Here is a 22,630-nt window from a genome sequence, read left to right as displayed (position 1 = left end):
CGACCGGGGCGCCCCTTCGTCTGTGCCGCTCAGCCCTTGAGCAGGTCGGTTGAGACCTTCCACAGCCGCTCGGCCGCCTCCGGGTCCAGCGCGTAGTCCGCGACGCCCGTCCGCGTGTCGGGTCGGGCCGGCGCGGCCTGCTGGCAGTCCTCGAAGTAGCGTCCGCCGACCTCGTCGAGCAACGGGGACGCGGCCACCAGCACCGACGTGGCGGCGCCCTGCTCGACGGTCTTCCAGGCCGCCGCGTTGCCGGCGCGCAGGCGGTTCAGCTCCTCCTCGCTGACGTAGCGCTGGAGGTTGGTGCGGATCGCGCCGGGCATCAGCGAGTTGGTGTAGATGCCGTCGTCGGCCCAGCGGCGGGTCGCCTCCACGGCGAAGAGCACGTTGGCCGTCTTCGACTGCCCGTACGCCTGCCAGGGCTCGTACTCGCGGCGGTCGTACTGGATGTCCTCGAAGACGACGGGCGAGCGCAGGTGGGCGGCGGAGCTGACCGAGACGATGCGGGCCCCGTCGGCGGCGGCGAGCGCCGGGCGCAGCCCGGTGGCGAGCGCGAAGTGCCCGAGGTGGTTGGTGGCGAACTGCATCTCCCAGCCCTGCGGGGTGCGGCTCAGGGGCGCGGCCATGATGCCGGCGTTGTTGACCAGGATGTGCAGCGGGCCGTCCCAGTTGGCGACGAAGTCGGCGACCGAATTCTGGTCGGCTAGGTCGAGCGGGGCGACCAGGACGCGGTCGTTGCCGGTGGTGCCGGTGATGTCGTCGGCGGCCTTCTGGCCGGCGTCGGGGTTGCGGACGGCCAGGGTGACCTCCGCGCCGGCGCTGGCCAGGGCACGGGCGGTCTCCACACCGATGCCGGACGACCCGCCGGTGACGATCGCCCGTCGGCCGACCAGGTCCACGCCCCGGATCACGTCCATGGCGGTGGAGTCGTGGGCGAACGACGTGGTGATCGGGTTGCTCGTCGTCATGATCCATCCTTGTCCGAGCTGGGGGCGGGCCGGTCGGCCCGCCGGTACGATGGAAGCGGAGGATCCTCCGCTGCGGTCGAGACTAACCGGAGTTCCCTCCGCTTGCCATGGCCGGTGCGTTACACCCACTCAGCGAGGAGGAGACGGTGCCGGAGTCCAGCCCCCGCCCACTGCGGGCGGACGCGCTGCGCAACCGTGAACGCCTGCTTCGGGTCGCGGTCCAGGCTCTTTCCCGCCCCGGGCCGGAGGTAACGCTCGACGCCATCGCCCGCGAGGCAGGGGTGGGCATCGGCACCCTGTACCGCCACTTCCCCACCCGCGAGGCGCTGATCGAGGCGGCGTACCGCAACGAGCTGGCCCGGCTTTGCGACGCCGCGCCGCGGCTACTTGGCCAGTTGCCGCCCGACCGGGCGCTGCGAGACTGGATGTCCCGTTTCACCGACTACCTCGCCACCAAGCGGGGCATGGCCGACGCGCTGCGCCTCGTCATCGCGTCCGGCGCCAACCCGTACGCGCAGAGCCGCGACCTGCTGCTGGCGGCGCTCGACCAGTTGCTCGCCGCAGGGGTCGCGGCGGGCACCGTCCGAGCCGATGTCGCCGCCGGTGACGTGCTGGCGGGCCTCAGTGGCATCTCCCTGGCCGCCGGCGAGCGCGCCCAGGCCGACCGGCTGCTGGACCTACTGATGGACGGACTGCGCTCCCGCGACGCGGGCTGACCCGTTCCGTCCTCCGACCAGGCCGGACGCTGCCAGAGTGGGACCGTGGGCGGTAACCGGCGGCGCGGACAACTGGGACCCGCCGTCCCCATCGCCCCCGGGGCCCGGGTGGACAAGTTCGAGGTCTTCTTCGACCTGGTCTTCGTCTTCTCGTTCTTCATCATCACCCGCGCGACGGCCGCGAACATCTCCGGTCGCCAACTGCTGCACGCCGCCCTGGTGCTCGCCGTGCTCTGGTGGATCTGGGTGGTGCACAGCCTGGTCGCCACCCGGGTCCGGCTCGGCGAGGGCTACGTACCGGCGCTCATGGTGATCTCGATGGTCGCGCTGTTCGCGTTCGCGCTGGGGCTGCCGCAGGCGTTCAGCGAACCGGGAGGCAGCGCCGCCGGGCCGATGCTGGTGGCCATCAGTTACGTCGTGGTGCGAGGCATCCACTGGATCCTGTACCAGCACGTGGTGCGGGACAGCCCGCAGGAGCGACGCCAGCTCCGACGCTTCGCCCCGGAGCTGGCGGTGAGCATCCTGCTGCTGCTCGCCGCCGCGTTGATCCCGCCGCAGATCACCGACCCCGACCGGGCCGCCCTGGTCCGGGACGGGCTGTGGATCGCCGTGGTGGTGGTGCAGTACGCCACCGGCTTCATCGTCGGCACCTGGGGTTGGGGGGTGACCAGCGCGGAGCACTGGACCGAGCGCTACGACCTCATTCTGATCATCGCGCTCGGCGAGTCGATCATCTCCACCGGAGTGGGCGGCAACCTGCTCGGCAAGCCGGTCACCTGGCCGGCGGTGGCCGCTGCCGCGCTCGGCATCGTGATCACCGCCGCGCTCTGGTGGGCGCACTTCGACTTCGTCGGGCCCGCCGCCCGGATCGCCCTGCACGCGGCGGAGGGCGCTCCCCGGGTGGCGATGGCCCGCGACGCGTACGCGTACCTCTACCTGCCGATGATCGCCGGGGTGATCCTCTTCTCGATCGGCAACGAGGAGATCCTGCACAAGATCACCGACCCGGCCGGCGGTATCGCGGAGAAGGTCGAGGGGCCGGCCGTGCCGATGCTCTTCGGCGGGTTGATCACCTACTTCGCCGTCAACATGCTGTTCCAACTGCGCACGCTGCACACCGCCACCTGGAGCCGAGTGGGCGTCATCGTGGCGCTCACGGTGGCCCTGCCCATCGGCCTGCACCTGCCGGCGCTGGGCGCGCTCACCCTGGCGACCGTGATCTGCGTCGGGCTGGTGGCCGTCGAGGTGCTGGTGATGGCGGACTCCCGGCACGCGCTGCGGTCCGCCGTGTTTCAGGAACGGACGACGCACGAGGCGCACGAGGCGGCGTGGCGTGCCCGCTGGCACGACGTCCGGGAGCCCGACGAGCCGACCACGCCCTGACGATTCCGGTCTAGAGTGTCGGACAGCGTCGCGGTGTACCCGGCACGATGGCCGCCGAGGGCATGGAGGCGCGGGGACGCAGCATGAGGACGAACGTGCACCCAACGGGTTCACCGACCGATCGGCTCGCCGCCGTCGGCAACCAGATGATCGAGATCCACCTCTGGCTCCGCACGGAGCTGGCCCGCCTCCGGGCCAACCTGGACACTCCCTCGCGGGACCTACGGGCCCACTGCCTGACCTTCTGCGCCGCGCTCGGCCGCCACCACAGCGGCGAGGACGCGGGCGCGTTCCGGGTCCTGGCCGACGAGGTGCCCGAGCTGCGCCCGGTCCTGGCCAACCTGATCGTCGACCACGAGGTGGTGGCGGGGATCCTCGCCCGGGTCGAGGAACTGCTGGGCGACGACCGTCCGCTGCCGACCGCTCAGGTACGCGCCGAGCTGGACGGGTTGGCCGCCCTGCTGGAGACACACTTCCGCTACGAGGAGAAGCGGCTGGTCAGCGCGTTGAACGCGCTCGCCGGCCGGCCCGGGACAGCCGAGCAGTTGCTCGGCCTGACCGCGCCGGGCTGAGCCGCACGTCGGCCGCGCGCGCCGGGCTGAGCCGCACGTCGGCGGCGCGCGCCGGGCTGAGCCGCACGTCGGCCGCGCGCGCCAGGCTGGCCCCCCGCGATCACCGGCCCCCGTCGGGGGCGGGCGGGCCGGGCAGCCGCTCGTAGAAGCGGATCTTCTCCCGCAGATGGTCGTACTGACGCCGCAGCAGGCGCATCTGCTCCTCCACCTGCGCCGCGTGCTGTTGCAGCAGCTCACGCCGCTCGTCGACGGTGTGCTCGCCCGCACGGGCCAGCGACGCGTACCGGCACATCTGGGCGATCGGCATCCCGGTGTCCCGCAGGCAGCGGAACAGCAGCAGCCAGCTCAGGTCGTCGTCGGTGAAGACGCGCTGGCCACCCGGCGTACGACCCACGTCGGCCAGCAGGCCGATCTTCTCGTAGTACCGCAGGGTGTCCAGGCTGAAGCCGCTGCGCCGGGCGGCCTCGGCGGGGGCGTAACCGGTCATGCCCCGGATGCTAGCCAGCCCTTGACCTGGAGCGCACTCCAGATTGGAGGCTGTTCCGCATGACGACGACACGCACGCTGGGACGCAGCGGCATCGAGGTGAGCGCGATCGGGATGGGATGCTGGGCGATCGGCGGTCCGCTCTGGGGGGACGGCGGGCAGCCGTTCGGTTGGGGCGAGGTCGACGACGACGAGTCGATCCGTACCATTCACCGGGCTCTCGACCTCGGCGTCACCCTCTTCGACACGGCCAGCAACTACGGCGCCGGGCACAGCGAGCGCGTCCTCGGCCGGGCCCTCGCGGGCCGCCGGTCCGAGGCGGTGATCGCCACCAAGTTCGGCAACGTCAGCGACGAGGACACCCGACGGTGGCTCGGCACCGACGCCAGCGGAACGTTCGCCGTCCGCAGCCTGGAGGACTCGCTGCGCCGCCTCGGCACCGACCACGTCGACCTCTACCAACTGCACATCAACGAACTGCCGACGTCCGCCGCGCTCGACCTGGTCGACACCCTCGAGGGCCTCGTCGACCAGGGCAAGATCCGGGCGTACGGCTGGAGCACCGACAACGCGGCCTCGGCGGCAGCGTTCGCGGCCGGCGGACCGCACTGTGCCGCCATCCAGCACGACGAGTCGGTGCTGAACGACAACGCGGCGGTCCTGGCCGTCTGCGACCGCCACGACCTGGCGAGCCTCAACCGGGGGCCACTGGCGATGGGGCTGCTCACCGGCTCGACCCGGGCGCCCGGCGCGGACGACGTACGCGGCCGGGCGCCCGAGTGGTTGCGGTGGTACACCGACGGCCGTCCGACGCCGGAGTGGGCGGCCCGGGTCGAGCAGGTCCGTGCGGCGCTCACCGCCGACGGACGGACCCTCGCCCAGGGCGCGCTCGGCTGGCTGCTGGCCCGCAGCCCACGGACGGTGCCGATCCCCGGTCTGCGCACCGTCGCCCAAGCCGACGAGAACCTGACAACCCTGAAGCTGGGCCCTCTCCCCCCAGAGGCATACGCCGAGGTAGAACACCTCCTGTCCGACCTACGCCCCTGACCCGACCTCGTCGATCTTGCACTTGCTGTCCCGACAGAACGGACCTTCCCGGGCAGAACGGCGACACTAAGTGCAAGATCGGCGAGGAGTGGGGCCGGGGCGCGTCCGGGAGTGGGGTTTTCGACGAAGATAACGGCATGCGGATCCTCATGGCCGGCGCGTCCGGCTTCCTCGGCACCCGACTGGGCGACCGGCTCGTCGCCGACGGGCACCAGGTCACCCGACTCGTGCGACGCGCGCCGCGCGAGCCGCACGAGCGGCAGTGGGACCCGGCGGCCGGCCAGCTCGACCCGGCCGTGGTCGCCGAGTCGGACGCGGTCATCAACCTGGCCGGCGCGGGCGTCGGCGACAAGCGCTGGAACGACGACTACCGGCGGTTGATCCGTACCAGCCGGGTGGACAGCACCACCACGCTCGCGACGACGATCGCCGGCCTCCCCGACAGCGACCGACCCCGGGCGCTGCTCAACTCGTCCGCCGTCGGCTGGTACGGCAACACCGGCGACCGGGTGGTCGAGGAGGACGCCCCCGCCGGCGACGGTTTCCTGGCCGACGTCTGCCGGGTGTGGGAGGCCGCGACCCGACCGGCCGAGGACGCCGGGGTACGCGTGGTCCGACTCCGCACCGGCCTGCCGCTGCACCGCGACGGCGGTCTGCTCAAGCCACAGTTGCTCCCGTTCAAGCTGGGCATCGCCGGGCGGCTGGGCAGTGGGCGGCAGTGGCTGCCGTGGATCTCCATGCGGGACTGGCTGGACGCGACCCTCTTCCTGCTGGCGCACGACGAGATCGCCGGCCCGGTCAACGTGGTGGGCCCGAACCCGGTGACGAACGCCGAGTTCACCCGCGAGCTGGCCCGTCAACTGCACCGCCCGGCGATCATCCCGATCCCCGCCCTGGCGCTCAAGGTGGCCCTGGGCGGCTTCGCCCACGAGGCCCTCACCAGCACGAGAGTCCACCCCAAAGTCCTGACGGAAGCCGCCTACCCCTACCGCCACCCCACCCTCCCCGAGGCCCTGAAGACGGCCCTCCAGGACTGACCAGCCCCGCCGCCATTCGCGTTGATCAAGAGGTTTGCGTCATCCGGGTGCCGGAATCTGACGCAAACCTCTTGATCAACGGGGTCTAGCCTCGGCGTCGCGGGGTCAGCAGCCGATCACCCAGTAGTTGGGGGCGGTCTGCTTGAGGGTGCTCGTGTAGAAGGTGTTGTAGAGGCCCATGCGCTGGTTCGAGCCGTTGGCGTAGGCGTAGCCGCCGGACTGGTACGCGCGGCCGGCCGTCACGTGGGCGTAGTTGGTCGCCGTCACACAGGTTGGCGGCGTGGTCGGGGTCGGGCTCGCCGTGGGCGACGCGGTGGGGGTGGGCGACGCGGTGGGGGTTGCGCTGGCCGTGGGGGTGGGAGACGCGGTGGGGGTGGTGCCGCCGTTGTTCAGGCCGAAGAAGAGCGCGTCGCGGTACGTCGAGCAGATGGTGTCCAGGAAGTACGCGGCGGCGGTGCCGCACTGGTCCGCCCCGGAGCCCGGGTCGACCGGCGTTCCGTGGCCCATGCCGGAGACGCGGTAGAGGCGTACCTCGTCGTTGCCGTACACCTCGAGGCTGGTGTTGCCCGGCAGCGACGACGTGCTGGTCGGCGTCTGCGAGATCCCCCGCACGTTGGTCCACTGGTCGCGTGACTCAGTGCCGTTCAGCGGTGTCACGGTGGTGTCCGACGTGCCGTGCCAGATGGCCACCCGGGGGCGGGGGCCGGTGTAGCCGGAGTAGGCGCCCCGGACCAGGTCGCCCCAGGCCGCCGGCGTCTTGTCCGTGCCCGGGTTCATGCAGCTGAACGCGTTGACCATGCTGGTGGCGCAGCGGTACGGGATGCCCGCGATGATCGATCCGGCGGCGAAGACGTCCGGGTAGGTGGCCAGCATGACGGCGCTCATCGCCCCGCCCGCGGAGAGCCCGCTGACGAAGACCCGCGAGCCGTCGACGGCGTAGTTCGCCTTGGCGTGGTCGACCATCTGCTTGATGGACAGCGCCTCGCCCTGGCCCCGGGCGGTGTCGCCGGCCTCGAAGAAGTTGAAGCAGGAGTTGGCGTTGTTGCCGGCGGGCTGCTGGGCGACGATCAGCGTGAACTTCCACTGGTCGGCGTACTTCTGCCAGCCCGAGTTGGCGAAGTAACCGGAGGCGTTCTGGACGCACCCGTGCAGCAGCACCACGGCGGGGGAGTTGGCCGGCAGGTTGTCCGGCCGGTAGGCGTACATGGCGAGGTTGCCCGGGTTGGAACCGAACCCGGTGACCTGGGTGAGGCTGGCGGCCTGGGCGGGCGTGGCGAGGGTGAACGCGCCCGCCACGGCGAGGACGAGCCCGGCGACCGCACCGGTCAGCCGGGTGAGGAGGGACGAGGAGCGGCGCACGGAGGCCTCCTGACGGAGCAGACTGTGAACTGGGTCACGGTCAAGTTGCCGAGACGTTACGACGGTGTGTCCCCGGCCCGATATGGGGCGCGTTCACACATTCACGACAGCCGTTGTGTACGCCGAACTCCCCCCACCACGGCAACACCCGGAGCCGACAACAACCGCCGGTCTGACCGGCTCGTCCAGATCCGATTGGTAACGTCCGCTGCGTGCCGTCCTCCCCGTCGCTGGCCACCGGGCCCGCACCAGCGTCGTCACCGCGTACCCATCGGGACCTCCGGGCCGACCTGATCGTCGTGCTCGTGGCGCTCGCGCTCGCCGTCTGGGTGACCAGTGGGCTGTGGCGGGACCCGAACGTCCGCACGATCACCGTCAACTCCAGCGACCAGGCGCTCTTCGAGTGGCTGCTGGCCTTCGGTGGGCACGCGGTCACCCACGGGGAGAACCCCTTCTTCACCTACCTGATCAACGTCCCGGACGGCGTGAACCTCGCGGTCAACACCTCGATCACGGTGTACGCGGTGGTCTTCGCCCCGCTCACGTACCTCGTCGGGCCACCGGTGACGTTCCTCGTGATCCTCACCCTGAACCTGTTCGCCACCGCGCTGGCCTGGTACTGGCTGCTCTCGCGGCACCTCGTCCGCAGCCGCCTCGCCGCCGCCGTGGGCGGCCTCTTCATCGCCTACTCCCCCGGCATGGTCTCGCACGCCAACGCGCACCTGAACTGGACCGCGGGCTGGCTGGTCCCGCTGTTGATCTGGCGGCTGTTCGCGCTGCGGCGGCCCGGGAACTGGCTGCGCGACGGGGTGATCCTCGGCGTGCTCGTCGCGGTGGCCTTCTCGATCGCCGCCGAGGGCCTGTTCTTCGCCGCTCTGGCGCTCGGCGTGTTCGTCGCCGTCTGGGCGTTGCACCCGGCCCACCGGGCCGAAGCGCGCGCCGCGCTACCCACGTTCCTGCGCGGGCTCGGTGTGACCGCCGTGGTGGCCGGCGTGCTGCTGGCGTACCCGCTGTGGTTGCACTTCGCGGGGCCGCAGCGGTTCCACGGCACCGGCTTCGACCCGGTGATCCACTCCGAGGACATCGCCGCCTTCGCCGCGTTCCCGCGCCGGTCGCTGGCCGGGGAGGTCGGACTGGGGACCGCGCTGGCGCCGAACCCCACCGAGGAGAACTCGTTCTTCGGGGTTCCTCTGCTCGTCCTCGCCGTGGTCTGCTTCGTCGCGCTGTGGCGACGCGCCGACCCCGGCCGCCGGGCGGTTCTCTGGGCGCTGGGCGTCGTCGCGGTGATCTTCTCGGTGCTGTCCTTCGGGCCGGTCGCGAAGGTCGACGGGCGGCGTACCGACCTGCCGATGCCGTTCGACATCCTCGGCCAGTTCCCGGTGGTGAACGCCGCGTTGCCCGCCCGGCTGGCGCTGGTGGTGGCCCCGGTGATCGGGGTGCTGCTGGCGTACACCGTCGAGCAGTTGCGCACCTCCCCACCCCGGCACCGCTCGACGGAGTTGGCCTGGGCGATCGGCTTCGCGGTGGCCCTGCTGCCGCTGCTGCCCACCCCGCTGCTGACCGACGAGCGGGAGCCGATCCCGGCGTTCATCACCTCCGGCAACTGGCGGCAGTACGTCTCCGACGGCAACACGTTGACCCCCGTGCCGCTGACCGTGGACATCTATCCGGACGGCCAGCGCTGGCAGGCGTACGCCCTGTCGCACCGCCAGGGCGAGTTCGCCATTCCGGGCGGCTTCTTCCTCGGACCCGGCGGGCCGGACGGGCGCGGCCGGATCGGTCCGGTGCCACGCACCCTGAGCGCGCTCATGGACCAGGCCGGCCGCACCGGGCTGGTGCCGATCATCACCGACGGCACCCGATCGGAGGTCCAGTCCGACCTGCGGCACTGGCGGATCGAGACGCTGGTCCTCGCCGACGCGGTGCACGGCGCGAAGTTCGAGGTCGACGAGGCGGCGGTCCGACGTACCGCCACGGCGCTGTTCGGCGAACCGCAGCGGGTCGACGACGTCTGGCTCTGGCGCATTCCCCCGGCCGGTCGGTAGGAACGGCGCAACCGGACGGGACACCCGCACAGACTTTCATCGCGTCTAATGGCCCGATGGGAATGATGGGCCGCCAACTGGGGCGCGGGGTCGCGGCGGCTGGCGCGCTGGCCCTCGTGGCTCTCAGCGCGCCAGGCGTTACGCCCACGGCCAGCGCTGCCGCCGACCCCACAGCCAACGTGGTGCCGACCCGGGTGCACAACCCCTGGCTGTGGCAGGCCACCGTGGGGCAACGGCCCGCCGGTCCGGCGGCGCTGGTGTTCTTCACCGATCGCACCCGCTACTTCGAGTCGACCGGGGTGGTGGTGGCCCGGGACGGCGCGTACCGGCTGATCCCGATCGGCATCGGCGAAGGGCACGGGCTGCTCTCCCCGGACGGACGGCACTATCTGCGGCCACAGTCCGGCGAGTTGCTCGACCTCACCACCGGCCGGCAGAGCCGCCCCATGACCGTCGGGGTGGACGCGCTGGCCTGGTCGCCGGACGGGCGGCGCGTATTGGGCACCCGCAGCAACGACGACGGCGTGATCACCTACGGGCCGGAGAACCAGCAGCTCAACGATCCGGAAAAGTCCGACGACCTGCTCGTCATCGACCCGTTCCAGGGCGCCGAGCGGGTGGTCGACATCGGCACCTTCACCCAGCACACCGCGGCGGCCTGGTCACCCGGTGGCGACCTGATCGCCGCCACCGGCTGGCCGGACGTGCCAGCCCGATTCGCCGAACGCCAACGACTGGTAGTCGTCGACCCGACCGGCGCCGCCCCTCGTTGGCAGGTCGACCTGGGCGACAGGCGAATACTTGCCGGGCCGGCCGCCTGGCATCCCGACGGCCGGCGGCTCGCGCTGCTCGCCTTCGACGGCTGCGCCGGGCCCAGGTGCACGTCCGAGCAGATCGCGGCGCGCACCTGGCGAGTCGAATTTCTGGACGCGGCCACCGGCCAAGCTGTCGGAACGGCCCTGCCGGCGGGCACCTCGGTGAGCGGCATCCTCGGCTGGCGTGGTGCCGACCCCGTCGTGCGCTACCTCAGCGACACGGAGCAGGACACCGACCGGCGTGCCACCCTCGCCGCGCTGTCGCCCGACGGTCGTCGCGAGGTGCTGGTGACCACGCCGGGCGGGTCGACCGACCTGATAGTGCCGGGCGACCTGCTGATAAGAGCCGCGTTCGGCGGGCCGGAGCCACGGCCGTCACCGTTCGCCGCCTCGCTCTGGGTGTACCTGACACTGGCCGCGCCGACGCTGTTGGCGTTCGTCCTCGTCATGCGGCGCATGCGTCGTCGCCGCATTGCGAGCGGTCCCGCTTCGGCGTGACAACGACCTCCCGAGTGGTTCAGCGTGGGCCCTGGTGAGACGTCTCACCAGGGATTCGAACCGTGCGCGGGACTAGGCTGGATGCCGTGACGACGACGACCCCCGGCCTGACGGCCGTCCGCGCCGGCCTGCTCGACTACCAGGCTGCCTGGGACGAGCAGCGGCGCCTGCACGAGTCGGTGGTGGCCGGCGAGCGCGGCGACACCGTGCTGCTCCTGGAGCACCCGAGCGTCTACACCGCCGGAAAGCGCACCGAGCCGTGGGACCGTCCCATGGACGGCACCCCCGTCGTCGACGTCGACCGTGGCGGCAAGATCACTTGGCACGGCCCGGGTCAGCTCGTCGGCTACCCGATCCTGCGGCTGCCCGACCCGGTGGACGTCGTCGCCTACGTCCGCCGGACGGAAGACCTGCTCATCGGCGTGTGCGACGAGTTCGGGCTGACCGCCGGCCGGGTCGAGGGGCGCAGCGGCGTCTGGGTGCCCGAGGACGACCGGGGGCCGGCCCGCAAGGTCGCCGCCATCGGCATCCGCGTCGCCCGAGGCGTCACCCTGCACGGCTTCTCGATCAACTGCGACTGCGACCTGGCGTACTTCGACCGGATCGTGCCCTGCGGCATCCGCGACGCCGGCGTCACGTCGCTCACCGCCGAACTGGGCCGTCCGATCACCGTCGCCGACGTGCTCCCCGTGGTCGAGCGCCGCCTCGCCACCCTCGTCGAGGTCTGAGCCCGCACGGGCCGACGTCACCGGACGCCGACCCGTGCCCCCGCTCACGGCGTCAGGCGGTGCAGGTCCCGTGGGAACGCGGTGACCTCCCGGACGTTGGCCGCGCCGACCAGCCGGGCCACGAACCGTTCCAGACCGATGGCGAACCCGCCGTGCGGCGGCATGCCGTGCCGGAACGCGTCCAGGTAGCCGGCGTAGGGCTCGACCGGCTCACCCCGGGCCGCCAGCGCCGCCAGGTAGTCGGCGTGCCGGTGCAGCCGCTGTCCCCCGGTGACCAACTCCACGCCGCGAAAAAGCAGGTCGAAACCGTTCGAGTACGCGGGCTGCGCCGGGTCCGGATGGGTGTAGAAGGGCCGTTTCGCCATCGGGTAGCCGGTGACGAAGAGGAAGTCGGACCCGTGTTCGCGCAGCGCCCACTCGCCGAGTGCCCGTTCGTGGGCGGGCGCGAGATCCGGCTCGTCGGCGGGCGCGCCGGCGATCGTCAACGCCTCGGTGAAGTGCACGGCCGGGATCTCCGCCGGCACCTGCGGCGGCGTGACGCCGAGCGCGGCCAGCGCGCCGCCGGCCCGCTCGCCCGTCGTGCCCAGCATCTGCGCCACGGTGTCACGCAGTACGCGCATCACGTCCCGGTGGTCGGTCACGAAGCCCAGCTCCGCGTCGAGCGACGTGTACTGCGCGAGGTGCCGCACGGTGTCGTGCGGCTCAGCCCGGAAGACCGGCCCCACCTCGTAGACGCGCTCGAAGACGCCGACCATCAGTTGCTTGTAGAACTGCGGCGACTGGGCCAGGTACGCGGGCCGGCCGAACCAGTCCAGCGCGAACACGTTCGCCCCGCTCTCCGTGCTGGAGCTGACCACCTTCGGAGTGTGGATCTCCACGAAGTCGCGCGCGTCGAGCGCGGCACGGAAACCGGCCACCGCCGCCGCCGAGATCCGCAACGCGGCCGACCGGGTGGGGTGCCGCAGCGCGATCGGCGCGTTGTCCAGCTGGGTGGGCAGGCTCGCGGTGAGCGCCGGCCGGTACAGGTCGAACGGTGGCGGCACGGCGGGCGGTCCGAGGGGACGTACCGTCGGGTCGGTCAGCTCGACCCCGGCGGGCGCCGTGGTGTTCGACGTGGCCGTGCCGACGACCTCGACGACCGTCTCCTCGGTCAGTTTCTCCAGCTCGGCGCGGACGGCCGGGTCGGTGACGACCACCTGGGCCAGGCCGGCCGCGTCGCGCACGATCAGGAAGGCCACCGACTTGAGCAGTCGGCGTCGGTGCACCCAGCCGGCGATCCGCACGGTCGAGCCGATCTCGGCGGCCAGGTGGTGGGACAGGGTTCGTCGCATGGCGGACTCCTCGGTCGTTCGCCACGCCGTCGCCGCCCGGGGGAAGCGATGCGTCGCGTCAGCCCCAGGGAGGTGTGGGCGAGCGGGAACCTCGCGGTGCCACCACACCTTCACCCCCGCCGAAGCGGAGGCCTCGTTCGTCGCCTGGTGACCGGGGCCAGCCGGGCGGGCTCTACTAGGCGTTAGGAAGGTGCCCTTCCTCTACCGCAGGCGTTAAGAAGGGGCCCTTCCTTACCGTTCTTCCCGCAGCTCGGGAGGGTCTTCACTCCCCGGCGCCAGACCGCCTCTCAGCACCGGCGGCTCTCTGCGCTGGCGGGGTCGGGGTGCTACTCGGCTCCGTCGTCGCTGTTGCCGGCGACGCTAACATCCCGACCGGGAGCGTGTGACGCCATTTTTCGGCTTACCGGTGTCCGGCGTCACAACGTCAGCGGCGTGATGCCGGTCGCCTGACGCACATAGACGGCCACCATCCGGCGTAGGCTCGTTTTCGTGACGATCGAGCACTCCGCGCCGACGACCGGCCAGGCAGCGCGTACCGCAACGGCCGCCCCCGAGGGGCGTCGCCTGCTGCGTATCGAGGCGCGCAACGCCGAGACGCCGATCGAGCGCAAACCACCGTGGATCAAGGTCAAGGCCAAGATGGGCCCGGAGTACACCCAGTTGCGCGGGCTCGTCTCGCGCGAGGGTCTGCACACCGTCTGCCAGGAGGCCGGCTGCCCCAACATCTACGAGTGTTGGGAGGACCGGGAGGCCACCTTCCTCATCGGTGGCGACCAGTGCACCCGGCGCTGTGACTTCTGCCAGATCGACACCGGCAAGCCGGCCGAGTTCGACGCCGACGAGCCGCGTCGGGTCGCCGAGTCGGTCGTCTCGATGGGCCTGCGCTACGCCACCATCACCGGCGTCGCCCGCGACGACCTGCCGGACGGCGGCGCGTGGCTCTACGCCGAGACGGTCCGGCAGATCCACGCCCTCCAGCCGGGCTGCGGCGTCGAGCTGCTGATCCCGGACTTCAACGCCGTCCCCGAGCAGTTGGCCGAGGTGTTCGGCTCCCGCCCGGAGGTGCTGGCGCACAATGTGGAGACCGTGCCGCGCATCTTCAAGCGCATCCGGCCCGCGTTCCGCTACGACCGCTCCCTGGACGTGATCCGGCAGGCCCGCGCCGACGGCCTGGTCACCAAGAGCAACCTCATCCTGGGCATGGGCGAGGAGCGGGCCGAGGTGTCGCAGGCGCTGCGCGACCTGCACGAGGCCGGCTGTGAGCTGATCACCATCACGCAGTACCTGCGCCCCTCCCCCCGGCACCACCCGGTGACCCGCTGGGTCAAGCCGGAGGAGTTCGTGGAGCTGCGCGAGGAGGCCGAGGAGATCGGCTTCGCCGGGGTGATGAGCGGGCCGCTGGTGCGCTCGTCGTACCGCGCCGGCCGGCTCTACCAGCAGGCGATCGACGCCCGCGCCGCCGCCACGGTCGCCACCGCGGGCTGACCCGCCGACAGCGCCGCACGGACCGTGCGGCGCCCGGGTGTCATGATCGTGCGATGACCGCCGGGGTACGCGACCAGCCGCGCGGCGCGGATCGACCGCGTCCGCGGCCCGGCGCGCGCCTCGGCCCGGTCGGCTGGCTCACCGGGCTGGCCCTGCTCGCCGGGGTCGGCTACCGGCTCTGGCTGCTGGGCCACGCCACTCCGCCGACGAACAGCGACGAGGCCACCATGGGGTTGGCCGCGCTGCACATCGCCCGGGGCGAGGACTTCCCGGTCTGGTTCTACGGCCAGCAGTACATGAGCACGCTGGAGGCGTACCTGGCCGCACCGGTGTTCGCGCTCGCCGGCCCGTCGCTGGTCGCTCTGCGGCTGCCCACGCTGGCGCTGTACGCGCTGTTCCTGCTACTGGCCTGGCGGCTGACGCTGCGGTTGACCGGGGACCGCTGGTTCGGCCTGCTGGTGGTTGTCCTGCTCGCCCTCGGGGCCGACCGGGTCGTCAAGAACCAGTTGATCGCCGGCGGCGGCTATCCCGAGATGAACGCCGTCGGCGTGGCGCTCGCCCTGCTCGCCGTGGACCTGGCCGCCGGCCGATCCGGTTGGCGGCTGACGCGCTGGGCGACCTGGGGATTCCTGGCCGGCCTGATGCTCTGGGTCGATCCGCTGGTGCTGCCGTACGTCGTGGCGACCGGAGCGGTGCTCGTCGGGTTCTGCCACCGCGAGCTGCGCGGTCGGGCCGGCGCGCTGGTCGGGGTGGGCGTCCTGCTGGGGGCCGCCCCGCTGCTCACGGACAGCCTGTTGACCGGCCGGAATCCGGTGCACGCGGTGCTCGCCGCGGGTGGTGCCGACGCCACCGCCGGGTGGGCCGCCCGGCTGCACGGCGGGTTGCTGGTCGGGCCGCCGCTCGGGATGGGCTTCTGCGACCCGGGCGCCTGCGCCACCTGGCAACTGTGGTGGGCGTACGCGCTGCCGGTGTTGCTCATCGTCGCGGCCGGCACGGCCTGGCGCGCCCTGCGCCGCCCAGCGGCTCCGGCCGACCCGGGCCGGGTGTCATCCCGCGTCGCGGGGGCGGTGCGACTGGCTCTCGTGTTGGCCGCGGTGGCGACGCTCGTCGCGTACACCGTGAGTAGTTCCTCCGGCCTGACCCCGGCGGAGAGCGCCCGGTACCTGTCCACCCTGCTCATCGCCGTGCCGGCGCTGCTCTGGCCGGTCTGGACGCTGACCCGGTCGGGGTCGACGGCGGCCCGGCCGGTCGCGCTCGCCGTCCTGGCCGCCACGCTGCTCACCACCGCCTGGGCCACCGCGCAGGCGGCGCGGACGGCCCCGGCGACCCGGGCCGCCGAGACCCGGCACGCCGCGCTGGTGACCACGCTGCGTGACCTCGGTGTACGGTACGTGCGCGCCGGCTACTGGACCTGCAACCGTCTCACCTTCGCCAGCGCGGAGCGGGTGGTCTGCGCGGTCGTCGACGACGACCTGCGCCCCGGCTTCGACCGCTACCCCGCGTACCGCCGCGAGGTGGAGCGCGCGGCGACGCCCGCCTGGGTGGCGCCGACCGGGTCGCCGCTGGCGGCCCGGCTCGACGCGCGACTCGGCGCGGGCCCGGACGCCCTCGACCTGGTCACCCTCGACGGCTGGCGGATCTACCTGCCGCGCGGCTGACGGTGGCCGCTGCCGTCAACGCTGGGTGGCGGGCTCGGCCAGCAGGCCGAGGCGGTGGGCCAGCGCGGCGGCCTCCCCCCGGTTGGTGACGTCCAGTTTGGCGATGATGCGGGAGACGTGCACGCTTGCCGTCTTCGGTGAGATGAACAAGCGCTCGGCGATGCGGCTGTTGCTGTGCCCCTCGGCGACCAGCCGCAGTACCTCCCGTTCCCGGGACGTCAGCACATCCGGGCAGGCCCCGCCGGCGCCCGCCCCGCGCAGACCGACCCGCCGCGCCAGGGTGGCGGCGGCCCCGGCCAGCGGCGTCGCGCCGAGCCGCCGGGCGATCTCGGCCGCCTCGGTGATCGCCGCCGACACCTCGTCCCGCTCGCCGGCCAGGGCGGCGGCCTCGGCCAGCGCCAGCAACGCTTGGCCCAGCGGGTACGGCTGCCCGTCGGCCCGCCACGCCCGCACTGCCGTCCGCCACGCAGGCAACGTCTCATCGTCGGCCGCCAGCAGCGCGTTGACCTGGTCGGAGTGCGCCCGAGCGGCCGGGTGCCGCGCCGGCAGGTCGGCCGCGAGCGCGGCCACGGCGGCGGCCAGCTCGACGTCACCCGTGCGGGCGGCGGTACGCGCGGCAGCGCTCAGCACCGGCCAGCCCTCGCGGGGTAGCTGCGGCAGGCTCCCGTCGGCCACCGCGACGCGAGCCGCGCGTACCGCCTCGGACACGTCGGCGGCGGCCAGCGCGGCCTCGATCCCCAGCTCGTGCAGGGGCAGTCGGTGGTTCGGCCACAGGTAGGGCCGGCCGAGGAAGGCCAGCGCGCGCTCGACCAGTTCGTCGGCGCCCGGGTGCGCCCGGGCCAGCCGCAGACCGGCGCACACCTGGAGCCAGTGCAGGCCGGTCACGCCGGACAGGTCGATCCGGGCCGCCTCGGCGCACACCGTCTCCGCCTCGTCCCAGCGGCCCAAGGCGATCAGCGCCTCCGCCCGGTTGGACAGCAGGTACGCCCCGGTCGAGCGGCTGATCCCCACCCGCCGCGCCTCGGCCATCCCGGCCTCGGCCGCCTCGGCGGACTCGGCGTAGCGGCCCGCCTCGCAGAGCAGGTCCGACTGGAACACCTTGGCGAGCACCAAAGCCGGCACGTCACCGGACGCGCGCGCCGCCGCCTCGGCGCGGTCCAGCTCCGCGAGCCCTCGTCCGTCGTCCCGTTCGCCCTGGCAGAGCAGCGCGATCCGGGTCGCGAGCAGGGCCGGTTCCGCGCCCAGCGCCTGGGCGTCGGTGGCAGCCTCGGCCGCCACCCGCGCGGCCTGCGCCGCATCGATCTTGACCAGGTGGGTGGCGATGTCGGCGAGCAGCCGGACCCGCTCGACACCGGGCGGACCGCCGGCCGCCAGGCGGTACGCCTCGTCCAACTCCCGCCTGCCGTCGCTCTTGCCCAGCAGGGCCATCAGTCGGCCCCGCTGGTTGAGCAGGCGGGCGGCGCGCAACGGCGCGGCGTCGGCGTCCACCTCGGCCAGTCCGGCGCGGGTCAACGTGATGGCCCGGCTGAAGTCGCCGGCCGTCACCGCCGCGTCCAGCGTCTGCTCCAGCAACGCCAGATGGTCCATGCCCAGCAGGTCGGCCGCGTCCGGCACCAACTCCCACAACTCCAACGCCCGCTCCAGCAGGCGGCGCTGCTCGGCGTAGGCGTACCGGTCGGCGGCGGCGCAGGCCGCGACCCGTGCGGCGACGAGGGCCCGGGGATGGTCGTGCGCCGCGTACCAGTGGTGGGCGATCTCGGCCGGGGCGCGGCCGGCGACGACCAGGTGCGGCTGCGCCTCGATCGCGGCGGCGAACCGCGCGTGCAGCCGGGCGTGCTCGCCGGGCAGCAACTCGTCGTGCACGGCCTCACGGACCAGAGCGTGCCGGAACTCGTAGTCGCCGTCCCGGTCGGCCACCACCAGTTGGGCCGCGACGGCGGCGCGCAGCGCCTCCTCCAACTCGGCCTCGGGCAGGCCGGCGACCTCGGCGAGCAGATCGTGGGCGAAGCGCGTGCCGCCGGCCGCAGCGATCCGCAGCACCCGCTGGGTCGGCTCGGGCAGCCGGTCCACCCGGGCCAGCAGCAGGTCACGCAGCGTCTCGGGGATCGCCGCGCAGCCGATCGGGTCGCCGGCCACCGCCAACTCCTCGATGAAGAACGGGTTGCCCTGCGTACGCTTGTGCACGTCGTCGACGGCACGCGGTGCCGGCTCGCCGCCGAGCAGGTCGGCGAGGATCGCGGCGGTGCCGTCGCGGTCCAGCCGGCCCAGCTCGACCCGTTCGACACCGCGGGCCCGGTCCAGCTCGGCGAGGAACGGGCGCAGCGGATGCCCCCGCTGCAGCTCGTCGGTGCGGTACGTGCAGACCAGCAGCAGCCGGCCCGGCCGCGCGGCCCGGACCAGGAAACCGATCAGATCCCGGGTGGACCGGTCCGCCCAGTGCAGGTCCTCGATCACCAGCAGCAGCGGCCGAACGTCGGCGAGCCGCTGGAACAGCTCGGCGACCAGGTCGAACAGGTATCCGCGCGGGGCGTCGGTCAGCGGTCCTGTTCGCGACAGGGTCGACGCCGTCGGCGTCCGGCCCAGCTCCGGCAGCAGACGGGCGAACTCCGCCTCGAAACCGGCGAAGACCTCCGGGCCGTCGGCCCGCAGCACCGCGCGCAGCGCGGCGGCGAACGGGGCGAACGGAAATCCCGCCTCCCCCAGTTCCAGGCACTGGCCGACCAGCACCCGGGTGCCGGAGGCGGTGGCCAGGGCCGCGAAGTCCTCCAACAGCCGGGTCTTGCCCACCCCCGCCTCACCACCCACCAGCACGGTGGCCGGCTCGCCCTTGCCGGCCCGACCCAGCGCGTCGTGCAGGGCCGCGATCTCGCGCTGGCGGCCGACAAGGACGGAACTCGCGGCACGGAGGGTCACGCGACCGAGCATGCCATGACCGGACGACACCGCGACCCCGCCGGCCGGCCCGCGCCATGGCGGCCCGGCCGGCGGTCGCGGCCCCGTCCCGCCGCCCCCGTCTGGCGACGGGACGGGCCGGTCGGCCGTGTCGGCTGGCGCGGTCGCGGTCACCGGCGGTCGTCGCCCGTGCGGCGGACCGGCTGGCGGCGGCCGGTCCAGGTACGGCCGGCCCGGCGCGTCATCGAGCGGGCCAGTCGCTCCGCGGCGGCCTCGGCCCGCAGCTCGGCGGCCTGGGTACGGTGCAGGGAGAGCAGGAAGTCCACGTCGTTGCCGAACATGTCAGGCTCCTTCGTCGCGTCGTCGTTCGCTACCGACAACTCTTCGCGTGAAGGCCCCAACCCGGCATGGGCACACCGCCTCATCTCTCCCAGCGGCACCCTCCTTACTCGCCCGATCCGGGCCGCTGAGGGGACGTAAGGTACTCAGCCGGGCGGCACCCGGACGCGGATCAACCCGGGCGACGGGGACCACTAGACTCTGCGGCATGGCAAAGCCCCAGGAGAAGGTCTCGTTCGGCCAGCGGCTGAAGCAGATCGGGATGGTGTTCCAGTTCACCGCCAAGCAGGACCGGTGGTTCGCGCCGCTGGTCGCCGCAGCGGTGCTCATCCCGCTCGCGCTCACCGTGGTCGCGGTGATCCTCTGGGGCTGGATCTGGCTGCCGCTGGGCATCCTGTTCGCCCTGCTCGCGGTGCTGATCGTGCTGAACCTGCGGTCCAATGCGGCGATGATGAACGCCGCCGAGGGGCAGCCCGGCGCGGCGGCGCAGATCATGGACAACATGCGCGGCGACTGGCGGGTCACGCCGGCCGTCAGCTCCACCACCCAGATGGACATGGTCCACCTGGTGATCGGCCGGCCGGGCGTGATCCTGCTGGCCGAGGGCAACCCCCAGCGCGTACGCGGCCTGCTCGGGCAGGAGAAGCGTCGACTGGCCAAGGTCATCGGCTCCGCCCCGCTGCACGACTACGTGATCGGCCAGCAGGAGGGCGAGCTGCCGATCCGCAAGCTGCGCAACACCCTGCTGCGGCTGCCCCGCGCGCTCAGCGGCAAGGACGTCAACGCGCTGGACAGGCGCCTCAAGGCGCTCACCGCCCGTCCGCAGATGCCCAAGGGCGCGATCCCGAAGAACATGCGCCCGCCGGGCGGCGCCCGTCAGCCGCGACGCTGACCTCGTACCCGAAGAGAGCCGGACCCCCACGGGTCCGGCTCTTTCTCGCATGCCCTCGGGCCCCGGGCCCAAGATCTGCGCACCTTCCCCGATGTTGCTGCCTCCGACGCGCGGGAAGCAGCAACATCGGGGAAGCTGTGCGGATCTTGCGGGGCCCGGCCGAGCCGCGTCGGTCCCGGGAGGCGGGCGGGGCTCGGGCGTCAGGCGCGGGGGGCGTCGACGACGACCGAGTCGACGAGCCGGTCGTGTACGCCCCGGCGGTGCTGGTCCATGATCAGCGCGGGGACGACGAGCGCCAGCAGCACGCCCCGGGCCAGCGCGCGGAGCACGCCGATCCGACCCCCGTCGTGCCAGTTCACGCAGCGGACCTTGGTGATGTACATGCCCGGCGTCTGGGCGAACAGGCCGAGGAAGAGGCCGTACTCCAGGATCAGCACGAGCACCGGCGCCCAACCGTCGCGTACCGGGTCGGCGAAGATGTTGGCCACCAGCAGGCAGAGCACCCAGTCCACGATCAGCGCGCCGAAGCGCCGGCCCAGGCTCGGCGGGGTGAAGGTCGGGTCGGTGGCCGGCGCTGCCGGGACGTGCGGATTGGTCACAGCGATCAAGGGTATCCGCGTCCGAATCGAGGCCACCGAGGAGCCGTCGAGGAGCCGTCACCACAGCGTGCCGATTCGGGCCAATGACCTCAAGTGTCATTACACTGGCACAGCCGGTACGACGTTCGCGCAGGCTGAGTGCGTGGACAGGAGCATCCCTGACGCTCCGCGAGGGACGTAACACGGCAGAAACACTGAAGACATGGCCGGGCAACTCCCCGGCCATAGCGTCCCCAGGACGCTAGCCACCCGTGGACGTGCCAGGAGGATGTGTGTTCGCCAATCCCGAGGAACTGCTGCGATACCTCAAGAACGAGGACGTGAAGTTCGTCGACGTGCGTTTCTGTGACCTGCCCGGTGTGATGCAGCACTTCAACCTGCCGGTCGAGTCCGTCAACGACGACCTCTTCACCGACGGCCTCGCGTTCGACGGTTCGTCGATCCGCGGTTTCCAGGCGATCCACGAGTCGGACATGCTCCTGCTCCCGGATGTCGCCACCGCGTTCATCGACCCGTTCCGCGCGCAGAAGACGCTCGCGCTGAACTTCTTCATCCACGACCCGTTCACCCGCGAGGCCTACAGCCGCGACCCGCGCAACGTCGCGAAGAAGGCCGAGGCGTACCTGGCGGCCAGCGGCATCGCCGACACCGCCTACTTCGGCGCCGAGGCGGAGTTCTACATCTTCGACTCGATCCGCCACGAGACCTCGGCGCACCAGTCGTTCTACTACATCGACTCGATCGAGGGCGCCTGGAACACCGGCCGCGATGAGGCGGGCGGCAACCTCGGCTACAAGACCGCCTACAAGGGCGGCTACTTCCCGGTGCCGCCGGTCGACCACTACGCCGACCTGCGCGACTCGATCGTGCGCCGCCTGGTCGACACCGGCTTCACCGTGGAGCGCTCGCACCACGAGGTGGGCACCGCCGGCCAGTCCGAGATCAACTACAAGTTCTCGACGCTGCTGCACGCCGGCGACCAGCTCCAGCTCTTCAAGTACATCGTGAAGAACGAGGCCTGGGCCAACGGCAAGACCGCCACGTTCATGCCCAAGCCGCTCTTTGGTGACAACGGCTCCGGCATGCACACCCACCAGAGCCTCTGGCTCAACGGTGAGCCGCTGTTCTACGACGAGACCGGCTACGCCGGCCTGTCCGACACCGCTCGCTGGTACATCGGCGGTCTGCTGCACCACGCGCCGTCGCTGCTGGCGTTCACCAACCCGACGGTCAACTCGTACCGTCGCCTCGTGCCCGGCTACGAGGCCCCGGTCAACCTGGTCTACTCGCAGCGCAACCGCTCCGCCTGCACCCGCATCCCGGTCACCGGCGCCAACCCGAAGGCCAAGCGCGTCGAGTTCCGCGTGCCGGACCCGTCGGCCAACGTCTACCTGGCCTTCTCGGCCATGATGATGGCCGGCCTGGACGGCATCAAGAGCAAGATCGAGCCGCCGACGCCGATCGACAAGGACCTCTACGACCTCCCGCCGGAGGAGTGGGGCGACGTCAAGCAGGTTCCGGGCTCGCTGCCGGCCGTGCTCGACTCGCTCGAGGCCGACCACGACTACCTGCTCGAGGGTGGCGTCTTCACCCCCGACCTGATCTCCACCTGGGTCGACTGGAAGCGCGCCAACGAGGTCGACCCGGTGCGTCTGCGCCCGACCCCGCACGAGTTCGCCATGTACTACGACTGCTGAGCAGTCCACCGCTACACCAGCCGGGGCGGCGCGCCGGGACGTGGGGCGGCCCGGCCCGCGGGGGGGGGACCCCCCCCAAAACATCG

At 72.3% G+C, this 22,630-nt stretch carries 19 protein-coding genes; 12 read left to right on the top strand and 7 right to left on the bottom strand.

The annotated features are described in order from the left end of the window. Positions 1–29 precede the first annotated feature (29 nt). Positions 30–965, bottom strand: coding sequence for an SDR family NAD(P)-dependent oxidoreductase (locus tag AB0B55_RS05365; RefSeq protein ID WP_357126660.1), 936 nt, complete (start codon positions 963–965; stop codon positions 30–32). A 146-nt stretch (positions 966–1,111) separates the two neighbouring features. On the opposite strand from AB0B55_RS05365, the gene AB0B55_RS05360 reads away from it, so the two are divergent. The 3 genes from AB0B55_RS05360 to AB0B55_RS05350 all read left to right on the top strand — a co-directional run bounded on the left by AB0B55_RS05360 (position 1,112) and on the right by AB0B55_RS05350 (position 3,636). After that, positions 1,112–1,681, top strand: coding sequence for a helix-turn-helix domain-containing protein (locus tag AB0B55_RS05360; RefSeq protein WP_357170641.1), 570 nt, complete (start codon positions 1,112–1,114; stop codon positions 1,679–1,681). Between the two features lie 45 nt (positions 1,682–1,726). Beyond that, positions 1,727–3,064 (top strand): low temperature requirement protein A, encoded by a 1,338-nt coding sequence (locus tag AB0B55_RS05355; RefSeq protein ID WP_357126653.1) that lies wholly within the window; start codon positions 1,727–1,729, stop codon positions 3,062–3,064. An 83-nt stretch (positions 3,065–3,147) separates the two neighbouring features. After that, positions 3,148–3,636, top strand: a complete 489-nt coding sequence (locus AB0B55_RS05350; protein WP_357126650.1) for a hemerythrin domain-containing protein — start codon at positions 3,148–3,150, stop codon at positions 3,634–3,636. Between the two features lie 100 nt (positions 3,637–3,736). Here AB0B55_RS05350 and AB0B55_RS05345 read toward each other — a convergent pair whose 3' ends face one another. After that, complete coding sequence (locus AB0B55_RS05345; RefSeq protein ID WP_357126647.1) at positions 3,737–4,123, bottom strand: MerR family transcriptional regulator; 387 nt, start codon at positions 4,121–4,123, stop codon at positions 3,737–3,739. Between the two features lie 59 nt (positions 4,124–4,182). On the opposite strand from AB0B55_RS05345, the gene AB0B55_RS05340 reads away from it, so the two are divergent. Together AB0B55_RS05340 and AB0B55_RS05335 are read left to right on the top strand one after the other, a co-directional pair. Then, positions 4,183–5,169, top strand: a complete 987-nt coding sequence (locus AB0B55_RS05340; protein ID WP_357170639.1) for an aldo/keto reductase — start codon at positions 4,183–4,185, stop codon at positions 5,167–5,169. Positions 5,170–5,306: 137 nt separating this feature from the next. Continuing rightward, on the top strand, positions 5,307–6,206 hold the full coding sequence (locus tag AB0B55_RS05335; protein ID WP_357126641.1) for a TIGR01777 family oxidoreductase: 900 nt from the start codon (positions 5,307–5,309) through the stop codon (positions 6,204–6,206). Between the two features lie 105 nt (positions 6,207–6,311). On the opposite strand, the gene AB0B55_RS05330 is transcribed toward AB0B55_RS05335, so the two are convergent. Beyond that, a complete protein-coding gene (locus tag AB0B55_RS05330) occupies positions 6,312–7,565 on the bottom strand; it encodes a PHB depolymerase family esterase (protein ID WP_357170637.1) in 1,254 nt (417 codons plus the stop codon). 212 nt (positions 7,566–7,777) lie between these two features. Between AB0B55_RS05330 and AB0B55_RS05325 the strand changes: the two genes are divergently transcribed. The 3 genes from AB0B55_RS05325 (at position 7,778) to lipB (ending at position 11,651) form a co-directional block, all read left to right on the top strand. Further along, a complete protein-coding gene (locus AB0B55_RS05325) occupies positions 7,778–9,610 on the top strand; it encodes a DUF2079 domain-containing protein (protein ID WP_357170635.1) in 1,833 nt (610 codons plus the stop codon). A 56-nt stretch (positions 9,611–9,666) separates the two neighbouring features. Further along, positions 9,667–10,923 carry a hypothetical protein gene (locus AB0B55_RS05320; RefSeq protein ID WP_357170633.1) on the top strand — a complete coding sequence of 419 codons (1,257 nt, stop codon included), beginning with the start codon at positions 9,667–9,669 and terminating at the stop codon, positions 10,921–10,923. 86 nt (positions 10,924–11,009) lie between these two features. Further along, positions 11,010–11,651, top strand: coding sequence for a lipoyl(octanoyl) transferase LipB (gene lipB / locus AB0B55_RS05315; RefSeq protein ID WP_355241494.1), 642 nt, complete (start codon positions 11,010–11,012; stop codon positions 11,649–11,651). A gap of 44 nt (positions 11,652–11,695) precedes the next feature. Here lipB and aspS read toward each other — a convergent pair whose 3' ends face one another. Continuing rightward, positions 11,696–12,982 (bottom strand): aspartate--tRNA(Asn) ligase, encoded by a 1,287-nt coding sequence (gene aspS / locus AB0B55_RS05310; RefSeq protein WP_357170631.1) that lies wholly within the window; start codon positions 12,980–12,982, stop codon positions 11,696–11,698. Between the two features lie 489 nt (positions 12,983–13,471). Here aspS and lipA point away from each other — a divergent pair, with 489 nt between their 5' ends. Together lipA and AB0B55_RS05300 are read left to right on the top strand one after the other, a co-directional pair. Further along, positions 13,472–14,467, top strand: coding sequence for a lipoyl synthase (gene lipA / locus AB0B55_RS05305; protein WP_357126626.1), 996 nt, complete (start codon positions 13,472–13,474; stop codon positions 14,465–14,467). A gap of 53 nt (positions 14,468–14,520) precedes the next feature. Next, a complete protein-coding gene (locus AB0B55_RS05300) occupies positions 14,521–16,125 on the top strand; it encodes a hypothetical protein (protein WP_357170628.1) in 1,605 nt (534 codons plus the stop codon). A 15-nt stretch (positions 16,126–16,140) separates the two neighbouring features. Here AB0B55_RS05300 and AB0B55_RS05295 read toward each other — a convergent pair whose 3' ends face one another. Together AB0B55_RS05295 and AB0B55_RS05290 are read right to left on the bottom strand one after the other, a co-directional pair. Continuing rightward, positions 16,141–19,038, bottom strand: a complete 2,898-nt coding sequence (locus AB0B55_RS05295; protein WP_357170626.1) for an AAA family ATPase — start codon at positions 19,036–19,038, stop codon at positions 16,141–16,143. A 149-nt stretch (positions 19,039–19,187) separates the two neighbouring features. Beyond that, positions 19,188–19,358, bottom strand: a complete 171-nt coding sequence (locus AB0B55_RS05290; RefSeq protein ID WP_357170624.1) for a hypothetical protein — start codon at positions 19,356–19,358, stop codon at positions 19,188–19,190. 206 nt (positions 19,359–19,564) lie between these two features. Between AB0B55_RS05290 and AB0B55_RS05285 the strand changes: the two genes are divergently transcribed. Further along, the gene (locus AB0B55_RS05285) at positions 19,565–20,248 is read left to right on the top strand and encodes a DUF4191 domain-containing protein (RefSeq protein WP_355049339.1); all 684 of its coding nucleotides are present in this window, start codon (positions 19,565–19,567) and stop codon (positions 20,246–20,248) included. 200 nt (positions 20,249–20,448) lie between these two features. On the opposite strand, the gene AB0B55_RS05280 is transcribed toward AB0B55_RS05285, so the two are convergent. Beyond that, positions 20,449–20,787 carry an RDD family protein gene (locus tag AB0B55_RS05280; RefSeq protein ID WP_357127298.1) on the bottom strand — a complete coding sequence of 113 codons (339 nt, stop codon included), beginning with the start codon at positions 20,785–20,787 and terminating at the stop codon, positions 20,449–20,451. A gap of 332 nt (positions 20,788–21,119) precedes the next feature. Here AB0B55_RS05280 and glnA point away from each other — a divergent pair, with 332 nt between their 5' ends. Then, positions 21,120–22,544 (top strand): type I glutamate--ammonia ligase, encoded by a 1,425-nt coding sequence (gene glnA / locus AB0B55_RS05275; RefSeq protein WP_357170622.1) that lies wholly within the window; start codon positions 21,120–21,122, stop codon positions 22,542–22,544. The last annotated feature ends 86 nt before the right edge of the window (positions 22,545–22,630 follow it).

It is taken from the genome of Micromonospora sp. NPDC049107, assembly GCF_040648595.1.
Taxonomy (GTDB): Bacteria; Actinomycetota; Actinomycetes; order Mycobacteriales; family Micromonosporaceae; genus Micromonospora.
Note: the sequence above shows the minus strand (reverse complement) of the source record. Positions and strands in the feature narration are given on the sequence as shown.

Excerpts from the sequence above, each read along its gene's own strand:
- AB0B55_RS05285 (WP_355049339.1), top strand. The coding sequence starts at position 19,565 with ATGGCAAAGCCCCAGGAGAAGGTCTCGTTCGGCCAGCGGCTGAAGCAG.
- AB0B55_RS05300 (WP_357170628.1), top strand. The coding sequence starts at position 14,521 with ATGACCGCCGGGGTACGCGACCAGCCGCGCGGCGCGGATCGACCGCGT.
- AB0B55_RS05290 (WP_357170624.1), bottom strand. The coding sequence starts at position 19,358 with ATGTTCGGCAACGACGTGGACTTCCTGCTCTCCCTGCACCGTACCCAG.
- AB0B55_RS05340 (WP_357170639.1), top strand. The coding sequence starts at position 4,183 with ATGACGACGACACGCACGCTGGGACGCAGCGGCATCGAGGTGAGCGCG.
- AB0B55_RS05335 (WP_357126641.1), top strand. The coding sequence starts at position 5,307 with ATGCGGATCCTCATGGCCGGCGCGTCCGGCTTCCTCGGCACCCGACTG.
- aspS (WP_357170631.1), bottom strand. The coding sequence starts at position 12,982 with ATGCGACGAACCCTGTCCCACCACCTGGCCGCCGAGATCGGCTCGACC.
- AB0B55_RS05350 (WP_357126650.1), top strand. The coding sequence starts at position 3,148 with ATGAGGACGAACGTGCACCCAACGGGTTCACCGACCGATCGGCTCGCC.
- AB0B55_RS05320 (WP_357170633.1), top strand. The coding sequence starts at position 9,667 with ATGGGAATGATGGGCCGCCAACTGGGGCGCGGGGTCGCGGCGGCTGGC.
- AB0B55_RS05365 (WP_357126660.1), bottom strand. The coding sequence starts at position 965 with ATGACGACGAGCAACCCGATCACCACGTCGTTCGCCCACGACTCCACC.
- AB0B55_RS05345 (WP_357126647.1), bottom strand. The coding sequence starts at position 4,123 with ATGACCGGTTACGCCCCCGCCGAGGCCGCCCGGCGCAGCGGCTTCAGC.